Below are 26513 nucleotides of genomic sequence, written 5' to 3' on the forward strand. Positions count from 1 at the left end.
ACCGATGTGGAGTGATTGTGAAACTGGATGAAATAGCGCGTCTTGCCGGCGTGTCGCGTACCACCGCCAGCTATGTCATCAATGGCAAGGCCAGGCAGTATCGTGTCAGCGATAAAACCGTTGAGAAAGTAATGGCCGTCGTGCGCGAGCATAACTACCATCCAAATGCGGTAGCCGCCGGTCTCAGAGCGGGCAGAACGCGCTCGATCGGCTTGGTTATTCCTGATCTGGGGAATACCAGCTATACGCGCATTGCTAACTATCTGGAGCGGCAGGCACGCCAGCGCGGCTATCAGCTGCTTATCGCCTGTTCGGAAGATCAGCCGGACAACGAAATGCGCTGTATTGAACATCTGTTGCAGCGTCAGGTCGATGCCATTATCGTTTCAACCTCGTTGCCGCCGGAACATCCCTTCTATCAACGCTGGGTGAATAACGCTTTACCGATTATTGCGCTGGATCGCGCGCTGGATCGTGAACACTTTACCAGCGTCGTCGGCGCCGATCAGGAAGATGCGCAGGCGCTGGCAGCTGAATTGCGTCAGCTGCCAGTAAAAAATGTGCTTTATCTGGGCGCATTGCCTGAACTCTCGGTGAGCTTTCTGCGTGAAATGGGCTTTCGGGAAGCCTGGCGCGACGATCGGCGGCCCATTGATTTCATCTATGCCAATAGCTTTGAACGCGTAGCGGCGGCGGCGCTGTTTGAAAAGTATCTGGAAGATCATCCGATGCCCGATGCGCTTTTTACCACCTCTTTTGGCCTGTTGCAGGGCGTGATGGATGTGACATTGCAGCGTGAAGGCCGTTTGCCGACCGAACTGGCCATCGCCACCTTTGGCGATCATGAGCTGCTGGATTTCCTTGAGTGTCCGGTTTTGGCGGTGGCGCAGCGCCATCGCGACGTTGCGGAGCGCGTACTGGAATTAGTACTGGCCAGCCTGGATGAGCCGCGCAGGCCAAAGCCGGGTTTAACCCGAATCCGACGTAATCTGGTTCGCCGGGGGAAATTAAGCCGGGCGCAAGGTTAAAAGTAACGCGCAAGGTTAAAAGGGAAATAGCAAAGGCAGCCCACGCTGCCTTTTTTACATCTTTAAATACTTTTGCTTTTAAATTCGCCAGTAATAAAGAAAAGGGTTATTTCAAAACCACCTGAAGAAATACTAAGTAAATTAAAGTAAAGCAGCAGCAACCTTTTTTCTCACGGAGCCATTTTTCTATTCTCTTAACCTGCGTCAGGCCCGCTGCCGCACGCTTTCCCGGCGCGCCGCGTGATTTTTATCGGAATGTCCCTAAAATGTCGCCTGTGTCGCAAACCGTCACCCTGCCTGACAGCGAATAAAAATTGCTCTCTTTTTACCCGTTTTTATTTTCGCTCTGATTTTTTTACCACTATTCATTAGTTTATTTTTTTTATAAGCCTGCTGATTAAGTTCATTCTTAACTTTTATCTTTTTATTACCTAAGAAATAATTCCGCTTCGCCCATTGGGCGGCTTGACAATGATTTCCTCCGCTCCGTAAACTCCTTTCGTGGGAAATTGTGGGGTAAAGTGGCAAAAAAGGGTAACTGAGGGCATTAGCTGACATGTTTCGTGGCGCAACCTTAGTCAACCTCGATAGCAAAGGGCGGCTGGCCGTGCCTACGCGTTATCGCGAAACGCTGATTGAGGAATCGCAAGGCCAAATGGTATGCACCATTGACCTCCATCAGCCTTGCCTGCTGCTTTATACCTTACCCCAATGGGAAATCATTGAACAAAAATTATCTCGCTTATCCAGCATGAACCCTGCAGAGCGCCGCGTGCAGCGGTTGCTGTTAGGACATGCGAGCGAATGTCAGATGGATAGCGCAGGGCGTTTGTTGCTGGCCGGTACGCTACGCCAGCACGCCAGTCTGACAAAAGAAGTGATGCTGGTTGGACAGTTCAATAAGTTTGAGCTGTGGGATGAACAGACCTGGTATCAACAGGTCAGGGAAGATATTGACGCTGAGCAAGCCGCTCAGGAGCCGCTTTCAGAGCGGTTGCAGGATTTGTCGTTATAACTATGGATAATTTTATACATACCACGGTGCTGTTGGATGAAGCTGTCAACGCGCTCAATATTAAAGAAGATGGCATTTACATCGATGGTACCTTCGGTCGAGGCGGACACTCACGCCTGATCCTTTCTCAGCTGGGAGAGCAGGGCAAACTGTTTGCTATCGATCGCGATCCGCAGGCGATTGCCGCTGCCGCAGCGCTTGACGATCCGCGCTTTAGCATTATCCACGGCCCGTTTTCAGCCCTGGCGGATTACGTTGAGGCCCGCGCTTTAACCGGCAAAATCGACGGTATTTTACTGGATTTAGGCGTCTCTTCGCCGCAATTGGATGATGCCGAACGCGGCTTTTCTTTTATGCGTGACGGGCCGCTGGATATGCGCATGGATCCGACGCGCGGACTTTCGGCCGCCGAATGGCTGCAGCAGGCGGAAGAAAACGATATTGCGTTTGTATTGAAAACCTATGGCGAAGAGCGTTTCGCCAAGCGCATTGCGCGCGCCATTGTTGAACGTAATCGTCTGCAGCCGATGACGCGCACCAAAGAGCTGGCGGAGGTCATTGCCGCCGCGACGCCGGTGAAGGACAAATTCAAGCATCCTGCCACGCGCAGCTTTCAGGCTATTCGCATTTGGGTTAACAGCGAGCTGGAAGAGATCGAACAGGCATTAAAAGGCGCGCTGGTCGCACTGGCTCCGGGCGGACGCCTGTCAATTATCAGCTTCCATTCGCTGGAAGATCGGCTGGTAAAACGGTTTATGCGGGAACAGAGCCGTGGGCCGCAGGTGCCGGCCGGGCTGCCGATGACGGAAGCGCAGCTGCAAAAACTGGGCGGTCGTCAATTAAAAGCGCTGGGTAAAATGATGCCGGGTGAAGCGGAAGTCGCTGAAAATCCCCGTGCGCGTAGCTCGGTGCTGCGTATCGCGGAGCGTACCGCATCATGATCGGGAATGAGCGGCACAGCCTGCCTGGCGTTATCGGCGGCGATCTGCTGCGGCACGGCAAGATCTCGCTGCTGCTGCTGATTGCTGTGCTGGTTTCAGCGGTGCTGGTGGTTACCACCGCGCATAAAACGCGTTTGCTGACGGCACAGCGTGAACAGCTGGTTCTGGAGCGTGACGCGCTGGATATTGAATGGCGCAACCTGATCCTGGAAGAGAACGCGCTGGGCGATCATAGCCGCGTTGAGCGCACGGCGACGGAAAAATTACAGATGCAGCATGTCGACCCGGCACAGGAAAACATCGTGGTACAGCAATAAGGAATCCCGGACTCCATGAGATCCGCTACCAAAGCGCTTAAGTTGAAAAAACAGGAAGATCAGGCCAGCTTTGTCAGCTGGCGTTTTGCGTTGCTGTGCGGCGGCATCTTTCTTGCGTTAATGGGATTACTGTTGCGTGTTGCCTGGTTGCAGGTCATTAATCCCGACAGGCTGGTACGCGAAGGCGATATGCGTTCCCTGCGCGTCCAGTCCATTCCCACCGCGCGCGGTATGATTACCGACCGTGCCGGCAGGCCGCTGGCGGTTAGCGTACCGGTTAACGCCATTTGGGCCGATCCTAAAGAGCTGCACGATCGCGGCGGCATTACGCTCGACAGCCGGTGGAAAGCGCTGGCCGATGCGCTGTCCGTACCGCTCGATCAGCTGGCTAACCGCGTTAATGCTAATCCTCAAGGCCGCTTTGTCTATCTGGCGCGCCAGGTTAATCCGGCCATTGGCGATTACATCAAAAAACTCAAGCTGCCGGGCATCCACTTACGGGAAGAATCCCGCCGCTACTATCCTGCCGGCCAGGTGACCTCTCATCTTATTGGCTTTACCAATATTGACGGGCAGGGCATTGAAGGGGTGGAAAAAAGTTTTGACCGCTGGCTAACCGGCCAGCCGGGCGAAAGGACGGTGCGTAAAGATCGCTTTGGCCGCGTCATTGAAGATATTTCCTCAGTGGATAGTCAGGCGGCGCATAACCTGGCGCTCAGTATCGATGAGCGTTTGCAGGCGCTGGTTTATCGCGAACTGAACAATGCCGTGGCTTTTAACAAGGCGGAATCCGGCACGGCGGTACTGGTTGATGTCAACACCGGCGAAGTGCTGGCGATGGCTAACAGCCCGGCCTACAACCCAAACAATCTCAGCAATACGCCAAAAGATGTGATGCGCAATCGCGCCATTACCGACATCTTTGAACCCGGCTCGACGGTGAAGCCGATGGTGGTCATGACCGCGCTGCAGCGCGGCGTGGTGCGCGAAAACAGCGTGCTGAATACGCTGCCTTATCGCGTTAACGGCCATGAGATCAAAGATGTGGCGCGCTACAACGAGTTAACCCTCACCGGGGTTCTGCAGAAGTCGAGTAACGTCGGGGTATCAAAACTGGCGTTAGCGATGCCCTCCTCAGCACTAGTGGAAACATATTCACGCTTTGGACTGGGCAAACCAACCAATTTGGGGTTGGTTGGGGAAAGCAGTGGCCTGTATCCCCATAAACAAAGGTGGTCCGATATTGAAAGGGCCACCTTCTCATTCGGCTATGGGCTGATGGTAACGCCGTTACAGCTGGCGCGCGTTTACGCCACCATCGGCAGCTATGGCATCGCTCGTCCACTGTCGATTACCAAAGTGGACCCGCCGGTACCGGGCGAACGCGCCTTTCCTGAACCGCTGGTGAAAACCGTGGTTCATATGATGGAAAGCGTAGCGCTGCCGGGCGGCGGCGGCGTAAAAGCCGCGATCAAAGGTTATCGTATCGCCATCAAAACCGGGACCGCGAAAAAAGTCGGCCCTGATGGCCACTACGTGAATAAATATATCGCCTATACCGCCGGCGTGGCGCCTGCCAGCCATCCGCGCTTTGCGCTGGTGGTGGTCATTAACGATCCGCAGGCGGGTAAATATTATGGCGGTGCGGTGTCGGCACCGGTATTTGGCGCCATCATGGGCGGCGTTCTGCGCACCATGAATATTGAGCCGGATGCCTTGCCGACCGGTGAAAAGAATGAGTTGGTTAACAACAAGAAAGAGGAATCAAGTGACAGATCGTAACTTGCGCGACTTACTGGCTCCGTGGGTGCCTGGCGCGCCGGAGCGTCCGCTTCGTGAAATGACCCTGGACAGCCGCGTGGCGGCGTCCGGCGATCTGTTTGTGGCTGTTGCCGGCCATAACGTTGATGGGCGACGTTTTATTCCTCAGGCTATCGCACAGGGCGTTTCGGCGATTATCGCTGAAGCTGCCGGCGAGGCGGAGGATGGTGAAATTCGCGAGATGCATGGCGTACCGGTTATTTATTTGTCGCAGCTGCCGCAGCGTCTGTCGGCCCTTGCCGGGCGCTTTTATCAGCAGCCTGGCGAGCAGCTGCGTTTAATCGGCGTGACCGGTACTAACGGTAAAACCACCACTACGCAGCTGCTGGCGCAGTGGGCGAATCTGCTCGGCGAAACCGGCGCGGTCATGGGCACCGTCGGTAACGGGCTATACGGCCATCTGATCCCGACTGAAAACACCACCGGTTCGGCGGTAGATGTACAGCATATGCTGAACTCACTGGTTGAGCAGGGGGCGACCGTGGCGGCGATGGAGGTCTCCTCGCATGGCCTGGTGCAGCATCGCGTGGCGGCGCTGCCTTTTGCCGCCGCGGTGTTTACCAATCTGAGCCGCGATCACCTGGATTATCACGACGATATGACGCGCTATGAATCCGCTAAGTGGCTGCTGTTTTCTGAACATCAGGTTGGCGAAGCGATCATTAATGCCGACGATGAAGTCGGGCTGCGCTGGCTGGAAAAACTGCCGGATGCCGTTGCCGTCACGATGGCCAATAATGTGCTGCCCGCCAGGCATAACCGCTGGCTGAAAGCCACCGACGTTCATTATCACGATAATGGCGCAACTATTCGTTTCGCCTCCAGCTGGGGCGATGGCGAGCTGGAAAGCCGCCTGATGGGCGCTTTTAACGTCAGCAATCTACTGCTGGCGTTAGCGACCCTGCTGACGCTGGGTTATCCATTGGCCCGGTTGATTGTCAGCGCACGACAGCTGCAGCCCGTTTGTGGACGAATGGAAGTATTTAGCGCGCCGAATAAGCCAACGGTGGTGGTGGATTATGCCCATACGCCGGATGCGCTGGAAAAAGCGCTGGAAGCGGCGCGTCTGCACTGCAAAGGCCAGCTGTGGTGCCTCTTTGGCTGCGGTGGCGATCGCGATAAAGGCAAGCGTCCGTTGATGGGTGCCATTGCCGAACAGTTTGCCGATATTGTGGTGATCACTGACGACAACCCACGCAGCGAAGACCCCGGCGCGATCGTTGAGGATATTCTCAGCGGCCTGCTCGATCCGGGCCGCGCCCGCGTAATGGCGGGACGTGCGCAAGCGGTAACTAATACTATTATGCAGGCCGGGCCGCAGGACATCGTATTGGTCGCGGGTAAAGGCCATGAAGACTATCAGATCGTCGGTAATCGCCGTCTGGACTACTCCGATCGCGTTACCGTCGCGCGTTTACTGGGGGTAATCGCATGATTCCTGTTTCCCTGGAAACGCTGGCGCAGGTAACTAACGGTACGCTAGCCGGCAATGACCTGCAGATCGCCGAGGTGACCACCGACACGCGTAAGGTCACCGCGGGCTGTCTGTTTATTGCCCTGAAGGGCGAGCGCTTCGATGCGCATGATTTTGCCCGCGAAGCGGTTGCCAACGGTGCGGCAGCATTATTAGTGAGTAAGCGCTTGCAAATAGATGTGCCGCAGGTGGTGGTAAGTGATACGCGTATCGCCCTGGGAGAGCTGGCCGCCTGGGTTCGCCAACAGGTGAATACCCGTGTGGTGGCGCTGACCGGCTCTTCCGGTAAAACCTCGGTAAAAGAGATGACCGCCGCAATTCTGCGTCAGTGCGGCGAAACGCTCTATACCGCAGGCAACCTGAATAATGATATTGGCGTGCCGCTGACGCTGTTGCGCCTGACCGGGGCGCACCAGTATGCGGTGATTGAGCTGGGTGCTAACCATCAGGGCGAGATCGCCTGGACTACCGGATTAACGCGTCCGGAAAGCGCGCTGGTGAACAACCTCGCCGCCGCGCATCTGGAAGGCTTTGGTTCTCTGGCTGGCGTTGCGAAAGCGAAAGGCGAAATTTTTCTCGGCCTGCCGGCAAACGGTACGGCAATTATTAATGCCGACAGCAATGACTGGCCGCGCTGGCAGACCCAATTAACCCAGCAGCGTGTCTGGCAATTTTCTGCCACCGCAGGGGCAACAGCTGATTTTTATGCCTCCGGTGTGACGGTGAAGCCACAGGGAACGGCTTTTACCCTGCATACGCCGCAGGGCGAAGTGGTGGTGCTGCTACCGCTGCCGGGACGTCACAATGTCGCCAATGCGCTGGCGGCCAGCGCGCTGGCGCTGTCGGTTGGCGCGCCGCTTGAGGCCATTGCGCAAGGATTAGCGACGCTGCAGGCGGTGCCGGGACGTCTGTTCCCGATTATTCTCGGCCCGCAAAAGCTTCTGCTGGATGATAGCTACAACGCCAACGTGGGGTCGATGACCGCCGCTGCGCAGGTGCTGGCGGATATGCCGGGCTACCGCGTGATGGTTACCGGCGATATGGCGGAGCTGGGCGCGGAAGCGGTTGAATGCCACCGTCAGGTTGGCGATGCCGCCCGACAGGCCGGTATCGATAAGGTGCTGAGTGTCGGATCGTTAAGTCAGCATATCAGCGACGCCAGCGGCGTCGGCGAACACTTCAGCGATAAAGCGGCGCTGAGCGCACGTTTATTGTCGCTGCTTGCCGGGCATCCGGTGATTACCGTTTTAGTTAAAGGCTCTCGTAGCGCCGCCATGGAACAGGTAATACAAACCTTACAGGAGAAAGGAACATGTTAGTTTGGCTGGCCGAACATTTGGTCGCTTTTTATTCCGGCTTTAACGTCTTCTCATATTTGACGTTTCGCGCCATTGTCAGCCTGCTGACCGCGCTGTTTATCTCATTGTGGATGGGCCCGCGACTGATCGCCTGGCTGCAAAAATTACAGATTGGACAAGTCGTGCGTAGCGAAGGGCCGGAGTCGCACTTTAGCAAGCGCGGCACGCCGACCATGGGCGGCATCATGATCCTGACCTCCATTACCATTTCGGTATTGATGTGGGCTTATCCATCCAACCCTTACGTCTGGTGCGTGCTAACGGTGCTGATCGGTTATGGCATCGTGGGCTTTGTGGACGACTACCGTAAAGTGGTGCGTAAGGATACTAAAGGCCTGATCGCCCGCTGGAAATATTTCTGGCAGTCGCTGATCGCGTTGGCGGTCGCCTTCACCATGTACGCTATTGGGAAAGATACGCCGGCGACGCAGCTGGTGGTGCCGTTTTTCAAAGATATTATGCCGCAGCTGGGGCTGCTTTATATCCTGCTCTCCTACTTCGTTATCGTCGGCACCAGCAACGCGGTTAATCTGACCGATGGGCTGGACGGCCTCGCGATTATGCCGACGGTCTTCGTTGCCGCCGGTTTTGCGCTGGTCGCCTGGGCGACCGGTAATATGAACTTTGCGGCCTATCTGCATATTCCTTATCTGCGTCACGCCGGTGAACTGGTGATTGTTTGCACCGCCATCGTGGGTGCCGGGCTGGGCTTCTTATGGTTTAACACCTATCCCGCTCAGGTCTTTATGGGCGATGTCGGCTCGCTGGCCTTAGGCGGCGCGCTGGGCACCATCGCGGTGCTGCTGCGTCAGGAGTTTCTGCTGGTGATTATGGGCGGCGTGTTTGTTGTGGAAACGCTGTCGGTCATTCTGCAGGTGGGGTCCTTTAAGCTGCGCGGCCAGCGTATTTTCCGTATGGCGCCGATCCACCACCACTATGAACTGAAAGGCTGGCCGGAGCCGCGCGTTATCGTGCGTTTCTGGATCATTTCGCTGATGCTGGTGCTGATTGGCCTGGCAACCCTTAAGGTGCGTTAATTATGGCTGACTATCAGGGTAGAGAAGTTGTCATTATCGGGCTGGGGCTGACCGGGCTCTCCTGTGTTGATTTCTTTTTAGCGCAGGGCGTAACGCCGCGCGTGATGGATACCCGTGTGTCACCGCCTGGCCTGGATAAGCTGTCTGACAGCGTGGAACGTCATCTGGGATCGCTTAACGGCGACTGGCTGCTGGCGGCAGATCTGATTGTCGCCAGTCCAGGCATGGCCCTGGCGCATCCGCTGCTGATGGAGGCGGCAGAGGCGGGCGTTGAAATTATTGGCGATATTGAGCTGTTCTGCCGCGAAGCGCAGGCGCCGATCGTGGCGATTACCGGCTCTAACGGAAAAAGCACCGTCACCAGCCTGGTGGGCGAGATGGCGCGGGCCGCAGGCTGGGCCGTGGGCGTGGGCGGCAATATCGGCCTGCCGGCGCTCAGCCTGCTGCTGCAGCCGGCTCAGCTTTACGTTCTGGAGCTTTCCAGCTTCCAGCTGGAAACAACCCACAGCCTGAAGGCGGCGGCGGCGACCATCCTGAACGTCAGCGAAGATCATATGGATCGCTATCCGCTGGGGCTGCAGCAGTATCGCGCCGCCAAGCTGCGTATTTATGAAAACGCGGCGGTTTGCGTCGTGAATGCCGATGATGCGCTGACCATGCCGGTACGCGGCGCCGATAAGCGCTGCGTCAGCTTCGGCATTGACGTAGGCGATTATCATCTCAATCGTCAGCAGGGCAGCATCTGGCTGCGGGTGCATGGCGAAAAAGTGCTGAATACCGACGAGATGACGCTGGTTGGGCTGCACAACTATACCAATGCGCTGGCGGCGCTGGCGCTGGCGGATGCGGTCGGCATTCCGCGCGCCAGCAGCCTGAAAGCCTTAACCACATTTCATGGCCTGGCGCATCGTTTTCAGCTGGTGCATGAACGCAACGGCGTGCGCTGGATCAATGACTCGAAAGCGACCAACGTAGGCAGCACCGAGGCTGCGCTAAGCGGATTACAGGCGCAGGGCACGCTATGGCTGCTGTTGGGGGGCGATGGCAAATCCGCTGATTTCTCCTCGCTGACGCGCTATTTGCAGGGCGACGCTATCCGCGTCTGGTGCTATGGCCGCGACGGTGCGGCGCTGGCGGCGCTGCGTCCGGAAATCTCCAGCCAGACCGAAACGATGGAACAGGCGATGAGAGCCATCGCGCCACAGGTGCAGCCGGGCGATATTGTTCTGCTGTCGCCAGCCTGCGCCAGCCTCGATCAGTTCCGTAATTTTGAACAGCGCGGCGACCGCTTCGCCCAGCTGGCGCGGGAGCTGGGCTGATGCGTATTCCAGGCTTAGGGCTGGCGGGCGGCGTGGTGACACGCCTGCGCGAGTGGGTGATGGGCAGCCGGGAGAATGGCGATACCGCCACCATGGTGCTGTACGATCGTACCCTGCTGTGGCTGACTTTCGGGCTGGCGATTATCGGCTTTGTGATGGTGACTTCCGCCTCAATGCCCGTAGGACAGCGCCTGTCGGAGGACCCGTTTTACTTTGCCAAGCGTGATGCTTTTTATCTTCTGCTGGCATTCGGCATGGCGCTGGTAACGCTGCGTATACCCATGGAGGTTTGGCAGCGTTACAGCAATATGATGCTGCTGGCCTCGGTATTGATGCTGTTGATTGTATTGGTGGTCGGTAGCTCGGTAAACGGCGCATCGCGCTGGATTGCGCTGGGGCCGCTGCGTATTCAGCCGGCTGAGCTTTCCAAGCTGTCGCTGTTTTGCTATCTCGCCAGCTATCTGGTGCGCAAAGTCGAAGAAGTGCGCAATAACTTCTGGGGCTTTTGTAAACCAATGGGCGTAATGGTAGTGCTGGCCGTGCTGCTGCTGGCACAGCCCGACCTGGGAACGGTGGTGGTGCTGTTTGTCACCACGCTGGCCATGCTGTTCCTGGCGGGCGCCAAGCTATGGCAGTTTTTGGCAATTATCGGCTCCGGTATCTTCGCGGTCATTCTGTTGATTATCGCCGAACCGTACCGTATGCGCCGCGTCACCTCATTCTGGGATCCCTGGGAAGATCCGTTTGGTAGCGGCTACCAGCTAACCCAGTCGCTGATGGCTTTTGGACGCGGTGAGTTTTGGGGGCAGGGACTGGGTAACTCCGTGCAAAAACTGGAGTATTTACCCGAAGCGCATACCGACTTCATTTTCTCCATTATCGGGGAAGAACTCGGTTATATCGGTGTGGTTTTAGCGCTGTTAATGGTATTCTTCGTCGCTTTTCGGGCGATGTCCATTGGCCGACGCGCGTTGGAACTCGATCAGCGTTTTTCCGGCTTTTTGGCCTGCTCAATCGGCGTCTGGTTTAGCTTTCAGGCGCTGGTAAACGTCGGCGCGGCGGCGGGTATGCTGCCTACCAAGGGCCTGACGTTGCCGTTAATTAGTTACGGTGGTTCCAGTCTGATCATTATGTCGACGGCCATCGTGTTGTTGTTACGCATAGATTATGAAACGCGTCTGAGCAAAGCACAGGCGTTTACCCGAGGTGCGCGATGAGTGGAAAGCGGTTGATGGTAATGGCTGGCGGTACCGGCGGACACGTGTTCCCCGGCCTGGCCGTTGCGCATCATCTGATGGCGCAGGGCTGGCAGGTACGCTGGCTGGGAACCGCCGATCGTATGGAAGCCGATCTGGTGCCGAAGCACGGCATCGAAATCGATTTTATCCGCATTAGCGGTTTACGCGGCAAAGGTATTAAGGCGCTGCTGGCAGCGCCGGTGCGGATTTTCAACGCCTGGCGTCAGGCACGCAGCATTATGAAAGCCTGGAAACCGGATGTGGTGCTCGGTATGGGCGGCTATGTTTCGGGGCCCGGCGGGCTGGCGGCCTGGAGCTGCGGTATTCCGGTGGTGCTGCATGAACAGAATGGCATTGCCGGGTTAACCAACAAATGGCTGGCGAAGCTGGCGACGAAAGTTATGCAGGCATTTCCTGGCGCGTTTCCCCATGCCGACGTGGTGGGCAACCCGGTGCGTACCGATGTGCTGGCGCTCAGCGCGCCGGAACAGCGTCTGGCTGGACGTGAAGGTCCGGTCCGCGTTCTGGTTATCGGCGGCAGTCAGGGCGCGCGCGTGCTTAACCAGACGATGCCGCAGGTTGCGGCGCTGATGGGCGATGGTATTACGCTGTGGCATCAGACCGGGAAAGGCGCTCAGAGCGAGGTACTGGCAGCCTATGCCGCAGCAGATGGACAGCATCAGCATAAAATCAGCGAATTTATCGATGATATGGCGGCGGCCTACGACTGGGCCGATGTGGTGGTATGCCGCTCCGGCGCGCTAACGGTGAGCGAAGTCGCCGCTGCGGGCCTTCCGGCTATTTTCGTGCCTTTTCAGCATAAAGATCGACAGCAGTACTGGAATGCGCTCCCGCTGGAAAAAGCAGGCGCGGCCAAAATTTTTGAGCAGCCGCAGTTTACTGCGAATGCGGTGGCGGAAACGTTAAAGCAGTGGGATCGACCCACGCTGCTGCTGATGGCGCAAAAGGCGCGTCAGGTAGCGATTCCCGATGCCACCGAACGGGTAGCGGCAGAAGTCAGCGCCGTAGCGCGCTAACAGAATAAAGAGAAGGTACTGCGGTACCGACAGGCAAAAGAAACGATGAATACTCAACAACTGGCGAAACTGCGTTCTATCGTGCCCGAGATGCGTCGCGTCCGGCACATTCACTTTGTCGGCATCGGCGGTGCCGGCATGGGCGGTATTGCCGAAGTGTTGGCCAATGAAGGTTATCAGATTAGCGGTTCCGATTTGGCGCCGAATGCCGTCACGCAGCATCTGACCGCGCTGGGCGCCACCATCTATTTTCACCATCGCCCGGAAAACGTTAGCGATGCCAGCGTTGTGGTGGTCTCCAGTGCGATAACGCAGGATAACCCGGAAATTATCGCGGCGCGTGAAGCGCGTATTCCGGTGATCCGCCGGGCTGAAATGCTGGCCGAGCTGATGCGTTTCCGCCACGGGATTGCGGTGGCCGGCACGCATGGCAAAACCACCACGACGGCGATGGTAACCAGTATCTATGCCGAAGGCGGACTCGATCCGACTTTCGTGAACGGCGGTTTGGTTAAGGCGGCGGGAACGCATGCGCGCCTGGGCAGCAGCCGTTACCTGATTGCGGAAGCGGATGAGAGCGATGCCTCCTTCCTGCATTTGCAGCCGATGGTGGCGATTGTGACCAATATCGAAGCCGACCATATGGATACCTACCAGGGCGACTTCGAAAATCTGAAGCAGACATTTATTAACTTTCTGCACAACCTGCCGTTTTACGGTCGGGCCGTACTCTGCGTGGATGATGCGGTGATCCGCGATTTAATTCCGCGCGTGGGACGTCAGATCACGACCTACGGCTTCAGCGACGATGCCGACGTGCGCATCGAAAATTACGAGCAGCACGGCGCGCAGGGGCACTTTACCCTGGTGCGTCATGACAAACCGCTGATGCGCGTTACGCTCAACGCCCCTGGTCGTCATAACGCCTTAAACGCGGCGGCGGCGGTAGCGGTGGCAACGGAAGAGGGCATCGACGATGAAGAGATCCTCAGCGCGCTGGAAAGCTTCCAGGGCACGGGTCGTCGCTTCGATTTCCTGGGCGAGTTCCCGCTGCAGCAGGTAAACGGCACCGTGGGTTCCGCCATGCTGGTCGATGATTATGGCCATCATCCGACCGAAGTGGATGCCACCATTAAAGCGGCACGGGCGGGCTGGCCGGATAAAAAGCTGGTCATGATTTTTCAGCCGCATCGCTATACGCGCACGCGCGATCTTTATGATGATTTCGCTAACGTACTGTCGCAGGTAGATGTATTGCTGATGCTGGATGTCTATTCCGCCGGTGAGATGCCGATTCCTGGCGCTGACAGCCGTTCGCTGTGCCGGACGATCCGTGGACGTGGCAAGGTGGATCCGATCCTGGTGCCCGATCACGATGCGATCCTGGATTTTCTGGCCCCGACGTTAAGCGGCAACGATCTCATCCTGGTTCAGGGCGCGGGTAACATTGGTAAGATTGCCCGTCGACTGGCTGACCAAAAACTGAAACCGCAGACCAATGAAGAGGAACATCATGGCTGATAAAGTAGCGGTACTGCTGGGTGGTACCTCCGCTGAACGCGACGTCTCGTTAATGTCTGGCGAGGCGGTGATTGCGGGTCTGAAAGAGGCGGGTATTGACGCGCACGGCGTCGATCCGCGTGATTTCCCCGTGATGCGGTTGAAAGAAGAAGGCTATACGAAAGTGTTTATCGCCCTGCACGGTCGCGGCGGTGAAGACGGTACTTTACAGGGCGTTCTGGATTTCCTGCAGATCCCCTATACCGGCAGCGGCGTGATGGCCTCGGCGATTACTATGGATAAATGGCGCTCCAAGCTGCTTTGGCAGGGCGCTGAACTGCCGGTTGCGCCCTATGTCTGGATCAATCGCCAACGGATGGAAGCTGGAATGGATGATGCGCTGGTACAGCGTATCGCCCGGCTGGGGATGCCGCTGTTTGTCAAACCCAGCAGCGAAGGCTCCAGCGTCGGTATTTCACGCGTTAATCAGCCGGCAGATTTGCCAGCGGCGCTGGAAGAGGCGTTTCGTCATGATGATGACGTGCTGATTGAAAAATTTATTAGCGGTCCGGAATATACGGTCGGCATTCTTGGCGAACAAATTTTGCCTTCGATCCGTATTCAGCCAGCCAGTGATTTCTATGACTATGAAGCAAAATACATTTCTGACGATACTCAATACTTCTGCCCAGGCGGATTGAGCGCGGAGAAAGAGGCGGAACTGCAAGAGCTGGTACTGAATGCCTGGCGTAGCCTGGGCTGTAGCGGCTGGGGACGCGTGGATGTCATGATGGACAGCGACGGTGCGTTTTATCTGCTGGAGGTGAATACCTCGCCCGGCATGACCAGCCACAGCCTGGTGCCGATGGCGGCGAAGCAGGCGGGAATGAGCTTCTCCCAGCTGGTGGCGCGTATTCTGGAGCTGGCCGACTAAGATGTCGCAGGCGGCTCTGAACGTACGTCGGGATGCGCAGGAGAAAGCGAAAGCGCGCACCGGTCGCAGCAATGGCTCACGGTTAGCAGGGATTCTGTTTCTGCTGTTGGTGATCGGCACGATGTTGGCGGGTGGCTTCGTGGTGTTGAAGTGGATGAATGACGCTTCGCGCCTGCCGCTTTCAAAGCTGGTGGTGACCGGACAAACGCATTACACCACTAACGACGATATTCGTCAGGCCATCTTGTCGCTGGGTGCACCCGGTACTTTTATGTCACAAGATGTAAATGTGATTCAGCAGCAGATTGAACGTCTGCCGTGGATTAAACAGGTCAGCGTACGCAAGCAATGGCCGGACGAATTAAAGATTCATCTGGTTGAGTATGTGCCGGTAGCGCGGTGGAATGATTTACATATGGTTGATGCGGAAGGCAAATCTTTTAGCGTGCCGGCTAACCATATTGGCAAAGTAACGCTACCGTTGCTGTATGGCCCCGAAGGAAACGAGCAGGATGTACTGGCAGGCTTCCGTCAAATGAATGAGGTTTTAGCGGCCAGCAAGTTTAGCTTAAAAGCAGCATCAATGACCGCTCGTCACTCCTGGCAGCTGGTCACCGGTGACGATGTACGTATTGAGCTGGGCCGTAGCGATAACATGAAGCGTCTTAAGCGGTTTATTGAACTCTGGCCGATGCTCCAGCAGCAGGCCGCCGCGGATAATAAGCGCGTCAGTTATGTCGATTTGCGCTATGACTCCGGCGCTGCCGTTGGCTGGGCTCCGGCATTTATTGAGCCTCAGGACAGTAATCAGCAACAGAATCAGGCACAGGCTAAACAACAATGATCAAGGCGACGGACAGAAAACTGGTAGTAGGACTTGAGATAGGCACCGCCAAGGTCGCCGCTTTAGTAGGGGAAATTCTGCCCGATGGCATGGTCAACATTATTGGGGTCGGCAGTTGTCCGTCCCGCGGTATGGATAAAGGCGGCGTAAACGATCTGGAATCGGTGGTGAAATGCGTACAGCGCGCCATCGATCAGGCGGAACTGATGGCGGATTGTCAGATTTCATCCGTTTACCTTGCTTTATCCGGCAAACATATCAGTTGTCAGAATGAGATCGGGATGGTTCCGATTTCTGAAGAAGAAGTCACGCAGGAAGATGTTGAAAACGTTGTGCATACTGCTAAGTCGGTGCGCGTGCGTGATGAGCATCGCATCCTGCATGTGATCCCGCAGGAGTACGCTATCGACTACCAGGAAGGGATTAAAAACCCGGTTGGGCTGTCGGGCGTGCGCATGCAGGCAAAAGTGCATTTGATCACCTGTCACAACGATATGGCGAAAAATATCGTTAAGGCCGTTGAACGTTGCGGCCTGAAGGTTGACCAACTGATTTTTGCCGGTCTGGCATCCAGCTTTGCGGTGCTGACCGAAGATGAACGCGAGCTGGGCGTCTGTGTAGTCGATATTGGCGGCGGTACGATGGACATCGCCGTCTATACCGGCGGCGCGCTGCGCCATACCAAAGTGATCCCCTATGCGGGGAATGTGGTTACCAGCGATATCGCCTATGCCTTCGGCACTCCGCCGACCGATGCGGAAGCGATTAAAGTCCGCCACGGTTGCGCGTTAGGATCGATTGTCGGCAAGGATGAGAACGTTGAGGTGCCAAGCGTGGGCGGACGTCCACCGCGCAGCCTGCAGCGTCAAACGCTGGCTGAGGTGATCGAGCCGCGTTATACCGAGCTGCTGAATCTGGTTAACGACGAGATCCTGCAGCTGCAGGAACAGTTACGCCAGCAGGGCGTTAAGCACCACCTGGCAGCAGGTATTGTGCTTACCGGCGGCGCGGCGCAGATTGAAGGGTTAGCCGCCTGCGCGCAGCGAGTATTTCATACTCAGGTGCGCATCGGTCAGCCGCTAAATATTACCGGATTAACGGATTATGCGCAGGAGCCTTATTACTCAACGGCGGTTGGTCTCCTGCACTACGGAAAAGAGTCTCACCTGAGCGGTGAGGCGGATGTTGAAAAACGTGCTTCAGTTGGCAACTGGTTTAAACGTATCAACAGCTGGCTGAAAAAAGAGTTTTAATTTTTCTAAAAGGGGATCATGCTAGCTCTAATTTATGATCTCCAGGCGACAGGCACATAACGGAGAGAAATTATGTTTGAACCTATGGAATTAACCAACGACGCGGTGATTAAAGTCATCGGCGTCGGCGGGGGCGGCGGCAACGCCGTCGAGCATATGGTCCGCGAACGTATCGAAGGCGTTGAGTTCTTCGCAGTGAATACGGACGCACAGGCGTTGCGCAAAACTGCAGTTGGCCAGACCATCCAAATCGGCACCAACATTACTAAAGGTCTGGGTGCAGGCGCGAACCCTGAAGTGGGTCGTACCTCTGCGGAAGAAGATCGTGAAGCGCTGCGTTCTGCGCTGGACGGCGCGGACATGGTATTTATCGCAGCCGGCATGGGCGGCGGTACCGGTACCGGTGCGGCGCCGGTCGTGGCTGAAGTGGCGAAAGATTTAGGTATCCTGACCGTTGCGGTGGTAACCAAGCCGTTTAACTTCGAAGGCAAAAAGCGCATGGCGTTTGCCGAACAGGGTATCGCCGAACTGTCTAAGCACGTTGACTCGCTGATCACCATCCCGAACGATAAGCTGTTAAAAGTGTTGGGCCGTGGTATTTCACTGCTGGATGCGTTTGGTGCGGCTAACGACGTGCTGAAAGGCGCGGTTCAGGGTATTGCCGAGCTGATCACCCGTCCGGGTCTGATGAACGTTGACTTCGCCGACGTGCGCACCGTGATGTCCGAAATGGGTTATGCCATGATGGGTTCCGGCGTCGCCTGTGGTGAGGATCGCGCTGAAGAAGCGGCAGAAATGGCTATTTCCAGCCCGCTGCTGGAGGATATCGATCTCTCCGGCGCGCGCGGCGTGCTGGTTAACATCACCGCTGGTTTCGATCTGCGTCTGGATGAGTTTGAGACCGTAGGTAACACTATCCGTGCATTTGCTTCAGATAATGCCACCGTGGTTATCGGTACTTCTCTGGATCCGGAAATGAACGATGAACTGCGCGTTACCGTCGTTGCTACCGGGATTGGCATGGACAAACGTCCGGAAATCACTCTGGTAACCAACAAGCAGGCCACCAGCCAGCCGGTTATGGATCATCGTTACCAGCAGCACGGTATGTCTCCGCTTCCGCAGGAGCAAAAGCCCGCGGCGAAAGTGGTTAACGATCAAAGCTCGCAGCCTGGCAAAGAGCCTGATTACCTGGATATTCCTGCCTTCCTGCGTAAACAGGCAGATTAGGAATATCCTGAGAATTGGGATTCTCCGCTCTTTGTGCTAAAATGTTCGCCCGTCAGTAATATAGACTGACGGTCGGATGATGATTTTGCGAGATAATACGATGATCAAACAACGGACATTAAAACGTATTGTTCAGGCGACTGGTGTCGGTTTGCATACCGGCAAGAAGGTCTCCCTGACGTTACGCCCTGCGCCGGCTAATACCGGGGTCATCTATCGTCGCACTGACTTGAATCCACCGGTTGATTTCCCGGCTGATGCAAAATTCGTGCGCGACACCATGCTAAGTACCTGCCTGGTGAATGATGAAGGCGTACGTATTTCCACCGTAGAGCATCTGAACGCCGCGCTGGCAGGCCTTGGCATCGATAATATCATTGTCGAAGTGAATGCGCCTGAAGTGCCGATTATGGACGGCAGCGCCGCGCCTTTCGTCTACCTGCTGGTCGATGCGGGCGTTGAAGAGCTGAACAGCGCGAAGAAATTCGTGCGCGTTAAACAAGCTGTGCGTGTTGAAGATGGCGATAAATGGGCTGAGATTAAACCCTATAACGGTTTCTCACTCGATTTCACCATCGATTTTAAACACCCGGCGATTGACTCCAGCTCGCAGCGTTATCAGCTGAACTTCTCTACGGAAGCGTTCATGCGTCAAATCAGCCGTGCGCGTACCTTCGGCTTTATGCGTGAAATCGAATACCTGCAGTCCAAAGGTCTGTGCCTGGGCGGTAGTTTAGATTGCGCGATAGGTTTAGACGATTTCCGCGTACTGAACGAAGAAGGTTTACGCTTCGAAGATGAATTCGTTCGTCACAAAATGCTGGACGCCATCGGTGACCTGTTTATGTGCGGCCACAATATTGTAGGTGCGTTTTCTGCCTATAAATCAGGCCATGCGCTGAACAATAAACTGCTGCAGGCGGTACTGGCGAAACAGGAAGCCTGGGAATGGGCGACCTTTGAAGACGAAGCTGAACTGCCGGTGGCATTCAGGGCAACAAATCTGGTTCTGGCGTAACACGCTATAACCTTTTAAAACGACTGGTAGCGCTGGCTCACTCTCTCCGGCCAGCAAAGCCGGTCGTTTTTGTTTCTGCATTGCGGTGCGCGTTATTTGCGCCGTGGTCGATCGGAATGTCGCTGTTTTCTTCTCCTCCCGCTACGATCTGATGTTTCTCGCGCGCAATGATGATAAGATTTGCCCTTGCTAAAGGCGGCAACCGGCGTAATACGCCAGATGGAACAAAGCCGCTAATTATTCATTGAAGAAGGGCAGGTCGCTACCTGCCAGACGGAAACCGTTGTGATCGCTATTTTTCACCGTTGGCGACAATTAGGCAGGCGTTACTTTTGGCCGCATCTGTTATTTGGCATGGTGGCGGCAAGCCTTGGCCTGCCTGCTGCGCACGCCCAGAGTGCTGAACAAAATAATCGCCCTGAAGCCACAGCGAAAAAACTGTTTACCAGCGCCATACGGGTCGATAATCTCGTGCTGCTGCAGGGAAATGTCCGTCGCGCCAATTTTAGCGTGGATTACTGGCATCAGCATGCGATCCGCACCGTAATTCGTCACCTCTCCTTTACGCTTACGCCACAAAATCTGCCCGATGCGGAAGAAACTTTGCCGCTCGCCGTACAGAAAATGGCGCTGCTGGATACGCTTAACGCCCTGCTCACTCACGAGCCGCGTCAACCGGTAATTATCCGCCATACGCAGCAGCCTGCCGTTTCTGTTACGCCGGATTATCATATCGGCATCTGGCTGGCCCAGGTGCGGGGAATCCGCGCGGGTCCTTACATTCTCAGCTGAAGCCTGAGCAGTCCTTAATCCATATACTATAAAAAATGAACCGCAAACACGGCGGTAAAGATGAGAATGTATTTATTATGCTAACTAAGTTGTTAACCAAGGTTTTTGGTAGTCGTAACGATCGTACGCTGCGCCGCATGCGCAAGACGGTTGAAATCATCAACAAAATGGAGCCTGATTTTGAAAAGCTCTCTGATGATGAACTGAAAGCGAAAACCCAGGAATTTCGCGCCCGTCTGGAAAAAGGCGAAGAGTTGGATAGCCTGATCCCGGAAGCTTTTGCCACCGTCCGCGAGGCCAGCAGGCGCGTATTTGGCATGCGCCACTTTGATGTGCAGCTGATTGGCGGCATGGTGCTGAACGATCGCTGTATTGCTGAAATGCGCACCGGTGAAGGTAAAACGCTGACCGCGACGCTGCCTGCTTATCTGAATGCTTTAAGCGGGAAAGGCGTACACGTAGTTACCGTCAACGACTACCTGGCCCAGCGCGATGCGGAAAATAACCGTCCGCTGTTTGAGTTCCTCGGCCTGTCGGTGGGTATCAACCTGCCGGGAATGCCGGCACCTGCCAAGCGCGAAGCCTACGCTGCCGATATTACCTACGGCACCAATAACGAATATGGTTTCGATTACCTGCGCGACAACATGGCGTTCAGCCCGGAAGAGCGCGTCCAGCGCAAACTGCACTATGCGCTGGTGGATGAGGTGGACTCCATTCTTATCGATGAGGCGCGTACGCCGTTGATTATCTCCGGTCCGGCGGAAGACAGCTCTGAACTCTATATCAAAGTAAACAAAATCATCCCGCACCTGATCCGTCAGGAGAAAGAAGATTCAGATACTTTCCAGGGCGAAGGCCACTTCTCGGTGGATGAAAAAGCCCGTCAGGTGCACCTTACCGAACGCGGCCTGGTAACCATTGAAGAGCTGCTGGTGCAGGAAGGCATTATGGCGGAAGGGGAGTCGCTCTACTCGCCGACCAATATTATGCTGATGCATCACGTTACCGCAGCCCTGCGTGCGCATGTGCTGTTCACGCGTGACGTTGACTACATCGTTAAAGATGGCGAAGTGGTTATCGTTGATGAGCATACCGGCCGTACCATGCAGGGCCGCCGCTGGTCAGATGGTCTGCATCAGGCGATAGAAGCGAAAGAAGGCGTTGAGATTCAGAATGAAAACCAGACGCTGGCCTCGATCACTTTCCAGAACTACTTCCGCCTGTATGAGAAGCTGGCCGGTATGACCGGTACAGCGGATACCGAAGCGTTTGAATTCAGTTCTATCTACAAGCTGGATACGATTGTTATCCCGACCAACCGTCCGATGGTGCGTAAAGATCTGCCCGATCTGGTCTACATGACAGAGAAAGAGAAGATCGACGCGATCATTGAGGATATTCGTGAGCGCACCGCAAACGGCCAGCCGATCCTCGTAGGTACGATTTCGATCGAAAAATCTGAAGTGGTATCCAACGAGCTGACGCGTGCCGGCATCAGGCACAACGTGCTGAACGCCAAGTTCCATGCGCGTGAAGCGGACATCGTTGCGCAGGCCGGTCAGCCTGGCGCTGTTACCATTGCTACCAACATGGCGGGCCGTGGTACTGACATTATGCTGGGCGGTAGCTGGCAGGTAGAAGTCGCCGCGCTGGAGAACCCGACCGAAGAGCAGGTTGCAGCCATTAAAGCCGCCTGGAAAGAGCGTCATGAGGCGGTACTGGCATCGGGCGGTCTGCATATTATCGGTACTGAACGTCATGAATCGCGTCGTATCGACAATCAGCTGCGTGGCCGTTCTGGCCGTCAGGGCGATCAGGGCTCATCCCGTTTCTATCTGTCGATGGAAGATGCGCTGATGCGTATTTTCGCCTCCGATCGCGTATCGAATATGATGCGTAAGCTGGGAATGAAGCCGGGCGAAGCTATTGAGCACCCGTGGGTAACCAAAGCGATTGCTAACGCGCAGCGTAAAGTAGAAAGCCGCAACTTTGATATTCGTAAGCAGCTGCTGGAATATGACGATGTTGCCAACGATCAGCGCCGTGCTATTTACTCACAGCGTAATGAACTGCTGGACGTGGCCGACGTTAGCGAAACCATTAACAGCATCCGCGAGGATGTCTTCAAGTCCACTATCGATAGCTACATTCCGCCACAGTCGCTGGAAGAAATGTGGGATGTGGCCGGGCTAGAAGAGCGCCTGAAAAACGACTTCGACCTTGAAATGCCGATTAGTCAGTGGCTGGACAAAGAGCCTGACCTGCATGAGGAAACGCTGCGTGAGCGTATTCTGACGCAGGCGAAAGAAGAGTATCAGCGTAAAGAAGAAGTTGTCGGCACCGAGATGATGCGCAGCTTTGAAAAAGGCGTCATGCTGCAAACGCTGGATTCACTGTGGAAAGAGCATCTGGCGGCGATGGACTATTTACGTCAGGGTATCCACCTGCGCGGCTATGCGCAGAAGGATCCGAAGCAGGAGTACAAGCGCGAATCCTTCGCTATGTTTGCTGCCATGCTGGAATCGCTGAAATATGAAGTGGTCAGCACCCTGAGCAAAGTACAGGTCCGTATGCCGGAAGAAGTCGAGGCGATGGAAGCGCAGCGTCGTGAAGATGCGGAGCGACTGGCACAGCAGCAGCAGCTAAGCCACGTTGATGATGAAACGGAAGCGGCCGCAGCGCTGGCAGCTGAAACCGGCGAGCGTAAGGTTGGACGTAACGATCCTTGCCCGTGTGGCTCAGGTAAAAAATACAAGCAGTGCCACGGTCGTCTGGCCTGATATAAGCTAAAGCGGAAAGGGAGCCGAAAGGCTCCCTTTTTTATTGGGCCGCATTGAGCGGCGCTGGCGCCAGCCTCTCCTGCCTTATTACGCTCTCATTTAGAAAAATTTCTTTGTAAATCAGCGTCCTGATTAGATGAACCGCTAAAGCCTTTACCCGGTCGGCAAGATATACTCGGCTGAACGGAAAACGGATGCCTAAGGAGAGCACTATCATGAACAGCCTTTATCTCAACGTTGATCACGTAGCCGGGGAATCTCAGGACGCGCATCATGCTGGTTGGATCGATGTGCTTTCTCATAGTTGGGGAAACAGGCGCGGCGCGGCTGGCAATGCGCTGGTTAACTATCAAAATTTAACGGTTCATGCGCTGATTGATAAAGCCACGCCGACGATGCTCCTCTACGCTTCTAACGGCTGCAGGCTGCGTAAAGTCGAGCTGTCAGCCTGCAAGGCGGGATTTGGCGCCATCGAATATTATCGCATTACGCTGGAAAACGTATTTGTTGCTCAGGTGATGTTAAATGACAGCGGCGATCTGCCCAGCGTTGAATATGAGTTTGAGGCAGATACGGTGAAAATGCAGTACTGGGAACAAACGGCAAAAGGTGGGAAAGGCGCGGAAACACGCTACGGCTGGGATATTAAAAACCACCGCTCGGTGCTCTGAATAAGAGCGGGCGTTCCCTCTTATTTGAGCAGTTTATCCTGTAATTTTTCCCAATACCAATAGAGCGCAGGAAGAGTCACCGTTCCCCAGTACTCCAGGAAATAAGCTGCATAAAACGCACCCGGCAAAATCAGTAGTAAAAAAGGGAAGCAATCTTCAATAAAGGGCTTAAAAATAGTGACTTTAATGAATCTTAAAATTGCCATAAGCATTAATGATGCTCCTAAGCTACTCTTACTGCCGCTTTAATTGATTAAGAGGGGTTTAATTCACTTGTCCATGCGGGTAAATAACTTTATGAAAAAGTAGCTGACAAAGAAAACGCTAAGTAGCATCAATTTCCCCCAGTGATCGGGGAAATATAAAGAAAAGAAGACACCAGGCAGGACGATAGCGATAACGGGGATGGTTTCCAGTAAAATAAATTCTAAAAATGCTTTTTTTAAAAACTTTATCATGAAACATTCCTTCTTAAAATATCAATGATATTCTTCGGGTTGGGCTCTGGTAACCCATTTATTTCTAAGATTATTTTATAAAGGACAGGTTCAACATAGATATAAAGCATTTCTACATTCGCTTGATAGAGGATTTTATAAAATTATGAATCCAGTTCTTTCAATCGACGTGCGGCTAATGCTAATTTTTAAGCTTTACCATAAAATTGAACCATACTGAAACCATGGAAAGCCGTTGTGTTTAATGCGCTTCTTATGGTGGCGCTGATAAGAAGGGACTCAGAAATAGCTTTTGCTAGTGAGTACGCTAATAGTTTATTGGTTGTTTTTGCGGTAAACCTCTCTGCATTAAAACCGAACGTCTTTACCGCCATGTTTTTAGCATGCTCAATTTTCTTGTTTTGTAAAACATAGTTAATGTAAAATTGAAATATTTCGGCGATTACATCCTTTCTTTTGTAAAGTGACAGTAAAGCTTTATATAACCTGACGTCTTCTGTCTTTAACTGCTTGCAAACATCATGATGCTTATCGATAAAGCAGCTTGAATGCCATGTCAGCCGCTCCGCGCCATGATAAATATCATCCCGCGTTTTGCCCGCCGTAATAAAAGATTGCCGGATGCCTTTCTCCAGCGATTGCGCTATTTTTCTTTCTGCGATTAATTGCCGCTTTAAATAGCAGGGGCGCCGACTCTTATTTAATTAATTTTACATGTAATTTACCCCAGTACCAGCAGAGTGCTGGGATAGTAACTATTGTTAACTTCCCCCAATGATTGGGGATGATAATATAATATATAACAGGTATTGCTATAATTAATAGGATAAAAATAAAATCCATAAGCATATCGATAAATGTGTTTTTTAGCGTTTTGAACATTATTGATATTCCTGAAAGATTTTAATGGCTTCTTCCAGAGTAATGACTGGTAATGAATTTATCTTTTTTATGATCCCGGAGAGTAGTGGCTCTACATATATATAAAGCATTTCCAAATCCATTAGATAAAGAATGTTATAAAAGTTGGGGTCAAGACTTTTCAAACGACGAGAAGCCATTGCCGCCTTTTGAACTTTCCCATAAAACTGTATGGCACTGAATCCGTAAAATATTTTCCTGGTTAATGTTCCCCTCAAAGAAGAACTGAATTTATCTGAAGTAAAAATTGACTTTACTAATGAGTAAGCGATTAACTCTTTAGCGACTTTACCGGTACGATATTCAGCGGTAAAACCGGTTATGCTTACCAATAAACTTCTGGCCTCTACTGAATCAGTGCGCCTCAGTACATAGTCAATATAAGTTAAAAAAATGTCAGCCATAGCATCTTTCTTTTTATAAAGACAAAGAACTGCTTTTATCATCCTTACGTCTTCTGTCTTTAACTGCTTGCAAACATCATGATGCTTATCGATAAAGCAGCTTGAATACCATGTCAGCCGCTCCGCGCCATGATAAATATCATCCCGCGTTTTGCCCGCCGTAATAAAAGATTGCCGGATGCCTTTCTCCAGCGATTGCGCTATTTTTCTTTCTGCGAGCAATTGCCGCTTTAAATAGAGTGACGCATCCATGATTTATCCTCCCTGATTAAATAAGCATCAGGGATTATAGCCGCTGGCAAAGGTGTTGTATATTAACTGACCAGTTAATGCGCTCGCGCTGGGTAGCCTTAAATAACAAAAAGGCGATGAAAGGGGGCGTTTTCAGGTCAGCCTGACCGGCCGTACCCGATACCGCAGCGGTATAAAACGTAACAAAATCAGGCTATACTGCCCCTCATTCTATTAACAAGGATGCGAAAATGAAACATCTTCAGGTTGCCGTTGGCATCATCCGTAATGCACAACAGGAAATCTTTCTGACGCGCCGCCCGGCCAGTTCGCATATGGCGAATATGTGGGAATTTCCGGGTGGAAAAATTGAGCCAGGCGAGAGCGCGGAACAGGCGCTTAAGCGTGAGCTGCTGGAAGAAACCGGCATCGTCGTGCTTGCCGCCACCGCGTTTGGTAATGCCGATCATACCTATCAGGATGTGCGCGTAACGCTACACTTCTTTCTTGTGGAACAGTGGCAGGGTGAGCCGTGGGGCCGTGAAGGGCAGCCGCAGCGCTGGGTGCCGCAGCGCGAACTGATCGCCGACGAATTTCCGCCCGCGAATCACAAACTGGTCACGCGCCTGCTGGCCGAAGCGCGCCCGTAATCAGGGGCAGCATCGCTGCCCTGAATGTTAATGGCGAGGGAGCTCTTCTTCGCTCCAGTCATCGCTATCTGACAGATCGTTACTGCTGGCGATGCGTTTTTCTTCAGCAGCCCATTCGCCCAAATCGATAAGCTGGCAGCGTTTACAGCAGAATGGTCGAAACGGGCTCTGTTCTCCCCAGATGACCGCCTTGCCGCAGGTTGGGCAGGCGACCGTAGTAATATCTTTGTTCATCATTA

At 54.1% G+C, this 26513-nt stretch carries 26 protein-coding genes; 21 read left to right on the forward strand and 5 right to left on the reverse strand.

Annotated features, from left to right (window positions below):
- Nucleotides 1–17 precede the first annotated feature (17 nt).
- Nucleotides 18–1028 (forward strand): catabolite repressor/activator, encoded by a 1011-nt coding sequence (gene cra, locus COO59_RS11095; protein WP_103059856.1) that lies wholly within the window; start codon nt 18–20, stop codon nt 1026–1028.
- Nucleotides 1029–1316: 288 nt separating this feature from the next.
- Here the strand turns inward: cra and COO59_RS11100 are convergent, their stop codons facing one another.
- On the reverse strand, nt 1317–1586 hold the full coding sequence (locus tag COO59_RS11100) for a hypothetical protein (protein WP_103059857.1): 270 nt from the start codon (nt 1584–1586) through the stop codon (nt 1317–1319).
- Between COO59_RS11100 and mraZ the strand changes: the two genes are divergently transcribed.
- From mraZ to COO59_RS11195, 19 genes are all read left to right on the forward strand, one after another.
- Entirely contained in the window at nt 1585–2043 is a 459-nt protein-coding gene (mraZ, locus tag COO59_RS11105; protein WP_103059858.1) for a division/cell wall cluster transcriptional repressor MraZ, read from the forward strand. The two genes, COO59_RS11100 and mraZ, sit on opposite strands and share 2 nt — an antisense overlap.
- A gap of 2 nt (nt 2044–2045) precedes the next feature.
- Nucleotides 2046–2984, forward strand: a complete 939-nt coding sequence (gene rsmH, locus COO59_RS11110) for a 16S rRNA (cytosine(1402)-N(4))-methyltransferase RsmH (RefSeq protein WP_103059859.1) — start codon at nt 2046–2048, stop codon at nt 2982–2984.
- Complete coding sequence (gene ftsL / locus COO59_RS11115; RefSeq protein WP_103059860.1) at nt 2981–3301, forward strand: cell division protein FtsL; 321 nt, start codon at nt 2981–2983, stop codon at nt 3299–3301. Before rsmH ends, ftsL begins: the two co-directional genes overlap by 4 nt.
- Before the next feature lie 15 nt (nt 3302–3316).
- Nucleotides 3317–5083: a peptidoglycan glycosyltransferase FtsI gene (locus COO59_RS11120; protein WP_103059861.1), complete on the forward strand. Its 1767-nt coding sequence runs from the start codon at nt 3317–3319 to the stop codon at nt 5081–5083.
- A complete protein-coding gene (murE, locus tag COO59_RS11125) occupies nt 5070–6557 on the forward strand; it encodes a UDP-N-acetylmuramoyl-L-alanyl-D-glutamate--2,6-diaminopimelate ligase (protein ID WP_103059862.1) in 1488 nt (495 codons plus the stop codon). Before COO59_RS11120 ends, murE begins: the two co-directional genes overlap by 14 nt.
- A complete protein-coding gene (murF, locus tag COO59_RS11130) occupies nt 6554–7915 on the forward strand; it encodes a UDP-N-acetylmuramoyl-tripeptide--D-alanyl-D-alanine ligase (RefSeq protein WP_103059863.1) in 1362 nt (453 codons plus the stop codon). Before murE ends, murF begins: the two co-directional genes overlap by 4 nt.
- Nucleotides 7909–8991, forward strand: coding sequence for a phospho-N-acetylmuramoyl-pentapeptide-transferase (gene mraY, locus COO59_RS11135; RefSeq protein ID WP_103059864.1), 1083 nt, complete (start codon nt 7909–7911; stop codon nt 8989–8991). The genes murF and mraY overlap by 7 nt, the downstream gene beginning before the upstream one ends.
- A gap of 2 nt (nt 8992–8993) precedes the next feature.
- The gene (murD, locus tag COO59_RS11140) at nt 8994–10310 is read left to right on the forward strand and encodes a UDP-N-acetylmuramoyl-L-alanine--D-glutamate ligase (protein WP_103059865.1); all 1317 of its coding nucleotides are present in this window, start codon (nt 8994–8996) and stop codon (nt 10308–10310) included.
- Nucleotides 10310–11527, forward strand: coding sequence for a cell division protein FtsW (ftsW, locus tag COO59_RS11145; RefSeq protein ID WP_103059866.1), 1218 nt, complete (start codon nt 10310–10312; stop codon nt 11525–11527). The genes murD and ftsW overlap by 1 nt, the downstream gene beginning before the upstream one ends.
- Nucleotides 11524–12585, forward strand: a complete 1062-nt coding sequence (gene murG, locus COO59_RS11150) for an undecaprenyldiphospho-muramoylpentapeptide beta-N-acetylglucosaminyltransferase (RefSeq protein ID WP_103059867.1) — start codon at nt 11524–11526, stop codon at nt 12583–12585. Before ftsW ends, murG begins: the two co-directional genes overlap by 4 nt.
- Before the next feature lie 45 nt (nt 12586–12630).
- Nucleotides 12631–14106 carry a UDP-N-acetylmuramate--L-alanine ligase gene (gene murC / locus COO59_RS11155; protein WP_103059868.1) on the forward strand — a complete coding sequence of 492 codons (1476 nt, stop codon included), beginning with the start codon at nt 12631–12633 and terminating at the stop codon, nt 14104–14106.
- Nucleotides 14099–15019 carry a D-alanine--D-alanine ligase gene (locus tag COO59_RS11160; RefSeq protein ID WP_103059869.1) on the forward strand — a complete coding sequence of 307 codons (921 nt, stop codon included), beginning with the start codon at nt 14099–14101 and terminating at the stop codon, nt 15017–15019. Before murC ends, COO59_RS11160 begins: the two co-directional genes overlap by 8 nt.
- A gap of 1 nt (nt 15020) precedes the next feature.
- Complete coding sequence (gene ftsQ, locus COO59_RS11165) at nt 15021–15863, forward strand: cell division protein FtsQ (protein WP_103059870.1); 843 nt, start codon at nt 15021–15023, stop codon at nt 15861–15863.
- Nucleotides 15860–17116, forward strand: coding sequence for a cell division protein FtsA (gene ftsA, locus COO59_RS11170; RefSeq protein WP_038628246.1), 1257 nt, complete (start codon nt 15860–15862; stop codon nt 17114–17116). The genes ftsQ and ftsA overlap by 4 nt, the downstream gene beginning before the upstream one ends.
- A gap of 72 nt (nt 17117–17188) precedes the next feature.
- Nucleotides 17189–18346: a cell division protein FtsZ gene (gene ftsZ, locus COO59_RS11175; protein ID WP_103059871.1), complete on the forward strand. Its 1158-nt coding sequence runs from the start codon at nt 17189–17191 to the stop codon at nt 18344–18346.
- A gap of 100 nt (nt 18347–18446) precedes the next feature.
- Entirely contained in the window at nt 18447–19364 is a 918-nt protein-coding gene (gene lpxC, locus COO59_RS11180; protein ID WP_103059988.1) for a UDP-3-O-acyl-N-acetylglucosamine deacetylase, read from the forward strand.
- 285 nt (nt 19365–19649) lie between these two features.
- The gene (secM, locus tag COO59_RS11185; protein WP_103059872.1) at nt 19650–20156 is read left to right on the forward strand and encodes a secA translation cis-regulator SecM; all 507 of its coding nucleotides are present in this window, start codon (nt 19650–19652) and stop codon (nt 20154–20156) included.
- A gap of 77 nt (nt 20157–20233) precedes the next feature.
- A complete protein-coding gene (gene secA / locus COO59_RS11190; RefSeq protein ID WP_103059989.1) occupies nt 20234–22939 on the forward strand; it encodes a preprotein translocase subunit SecA in 2706 nt (901 codons plus the stop codon).
- 215 nt (nt 22940–23154) lie between these two features.
- Nucleotides 23155–23610 carry an Hcp family type VI secretion system effector gene (locus tag COO59_RS11195; protein WP_409371608.1) on the forward strand — a complete coding sequence of 152 codons (456 nt, stop codon included), beginning with the start codon at nt 23155–23157 and terminating at the stop codon, nt 23608–23610.
- Nucleotides 23611–23630: 20 nt separating this feature from the next.
- Here the strand turns inward: COO59_RS11195 and COO59_RS11200 are convergent, their stop codons facing one another.
- From COO59_RS11200 to COO59_RS11215, 3 genes are all read right to left on the reverse strand, one after another.
- A complete protein-coding gene (locus COO59_RS11200; RefSeq protein WP_103059873.1) occupies nt 23631–23822 on the reverse strand; it encodes a hypothetical protein in 192 nt (63 codons plus the stop codon).
- Between the two features lie 57 nt (nt 23823–23879).
- Nucleotides 23880–24068, reverse strand: coding sequence for a hypothetical protein (locus COO59_RS11205; protein ID WP_103059874.1), 189 nt, complete (start codon nt 24066–24068; stop codon nt 23880–23882).
- An 881-nt stretch (nt 24069–24949) separates the two neighbouring features.
- The gene (locus COO59_RS11215; protein ID WP_103059876.1) at nt 24950–25645 is read right to left on the reverse strand and encodes a hypothetical protein; all 696 of its coding nucleotides are present in this window, start codon (nt 25643–25645) and stop codon (nt 24950–24952) included.
- Nucleotides 25646–25875: 230 nt separating this feature from the next.
- On the opposite strand from COO59_RS11215, the gene mutT reads away from it, so the two are divergent.
- A complete protein-coding gene (gene mutT, locus COO59_RS11220) occupies nt 25876–26274 on the forward strand; it encodes an 8-oxo-dGTP diphosphatase MutT (protein WP_103059877.1) in 399 nt (132 codons plus the stop codon).
- A 27-nt stretch (nt 26275–26301) separates the two neighbouring features.
- Here mutT and yacG read toward each other — a convergent pair whose 3' ends face one another.
- Nucleotides 26302–26508, reverse strand: a complete 207-nt coding sequence (yacG, locus tag COO59_RS11225) for a DNA gyrase inhibitor YacG (RefSeq protein WP_103059878.1) — start codon at nt 26506–26508, stop codon at nt 26302–26304.
- Nucleotides 26509–26513 lie beyond the last annotated feature (5 nt).

It is taken from the genome of Mixta theicola (assembly GCF_002895925.1).
GTDB classification, from domain to species: Bacteria; Pseudomonadota; Gammaproteobacteria; order Enterobacterales; family Enterobacteriaceae; genus Mixta; species Mixta theicola.

Bases quoted from the DNA above. Each gene is read 5' to 3' on its own strand.
- mraZ (WP_103059858.1), top strand. From the start codon at position 1,585: ATGTTTCGTGGCGCAACCTTAGTCAACCTCGATAGCAAAGGGCGGCTG.
- COO59_RS11100 (WP_103059857.1), bottom strand. From the start codon at position 1,586: ATGTCAGCTAATGCCCTCAGTTACCCTTTTTTGCCACTTTACCCCACA.
- rsmH (WP_103059859.1), top strand. From the start codon at position 2,046: ATGGATAATTTTATACATACCACGGTGCTGTTGGATGAAGCTGTCAAC.
- ftsL (WP_103059860.1), top strand. From the start codon at position 2,981: ATGATCGGGAATGAGCGGCACAGCCTGCCTGGCGTTATCGGCGGCGAT.
- COO59_RS11120 (WP_103059861.1), top strand. From the start codon at position 3,317: ATGAGATCCGCTACCAAAGCGCTTAAGTTGAAAAAACAGGAAGATCAG.
- murF (WP_103059863.1), top strand. From the start codon at position 6,554: ATGATTCCTGTTTCCCTGGAAACGCTGGCGCAGGTAACTAACGGTACG.
- mraY (WP_103059864.1), top strand. From the start codon at position 7,909: ATGTTAGTTTGGCTGGCCGAACATTTGGTCGCTTTTTATTCCGGCTTT.
- murD (WP_103059865.1), top strand. From the start codon at position 8,994: ATGGCTGACTATCAGGGTAGAGAAGTTGTCATTATCGGGCTGGGGCTG.
- ftsW (WP_103059866.1), top strand. From the start codon at position 10,310: ATGCGTATTCCAGGCTTAGGGCTGGCGGGCGGCGTGGTGACACGCCTG.
- murG (WP_103059867.1), top strand. From the start codon at position 11,524: ATGAGTGGAAAGCGGTTGATGGTAATGGCTGGCGGTACCGGCGGACAC.
- murC (WP_103059868.1), top strand. From the start codon at position 12,631: ATGAATACTCAACAACTGGCGAAACTGCGTTCTATCGTGCCCGAGATG.
- COO59_RS11160 (WP_103059869.1), top strand. From the start codon at position 14,099: ATGGCTGATAAAGTAGCGGTACTGCTGGGTGGTACCTCCGCTGAACGC.
- ftsQ (WP_103059870.1), top strand. From the start codon at position 15,021: ATGTCGCAGGCGGCTCTGAACGTACGTCGGGATGCGCAGGAGAAAGCG.
- ftsA (WP_038628246.1), top strand. From the start codon at position 15,860: ATGATCAAGGCGACGGACAGAAAACTGGTAGTAGGACTTGAGATAGGC.
- ftsZ (WP_103059871.1), top strand. From the start codon at position 17,189: ATGTTTGAACCTATGGAATTAACCAACGACGCGGTGATTAAAGTCATC.
- lpxC (WP_103059988.1), top strand. From the start codon at position 18,447: ATGATCAAACAACGGACATTAAAACGTATTGTTCAGGCGACTGGTGTC.
- secA (WP_103059989.1), top strand. From the start codon at position 20,234: ATGCTAACTAAGTTGTTAACCAAGGTTTTTGGTAGTCGTAACGATCGT.
- COO59_RS11195 (WP_409371608.1), top strand. From the start codon at position 23,155: ATGAACAGCCTTTATCTCAACGTTGATCACGTAGCCGGGGAATCTCAG.
- COO59_RS11200 (WP_103059873.1), bottom strand. From the start codon at position 23,822: ATGCTTATGGCAATTTTAAGATTCATTAAAGTCACTATTTTTAAGCCC.
- COO59_RS11205 (WP_103059874.1), bottom strand. From the start codon at position 24,068: ATGATAAAGTTTTTAAAAAAAGCATTTTTAGAATTTATTTTACTGGAA.
- COO59_RS11215 (WP_103059876.1), bottom strand. From the start codon at position 25,645: ATGGATGCGTCACTCTATTTAAAGCGGCAATTGCTCGCAGAAAGAAAA.
- mutT (WP_103059877.1), top strand. From the start codon at position 25,876: ATGAAACATCTTCAGGTTGCCGTTGGCATCATCCGTAATGCACAACAG.
- yacG (WP_103059878.1), bottom strand. From the start codon at position 26,508: ATGAACAAAGATATTACTACGGTCGCCTGCCCAACCTGCGGCAAGGCG.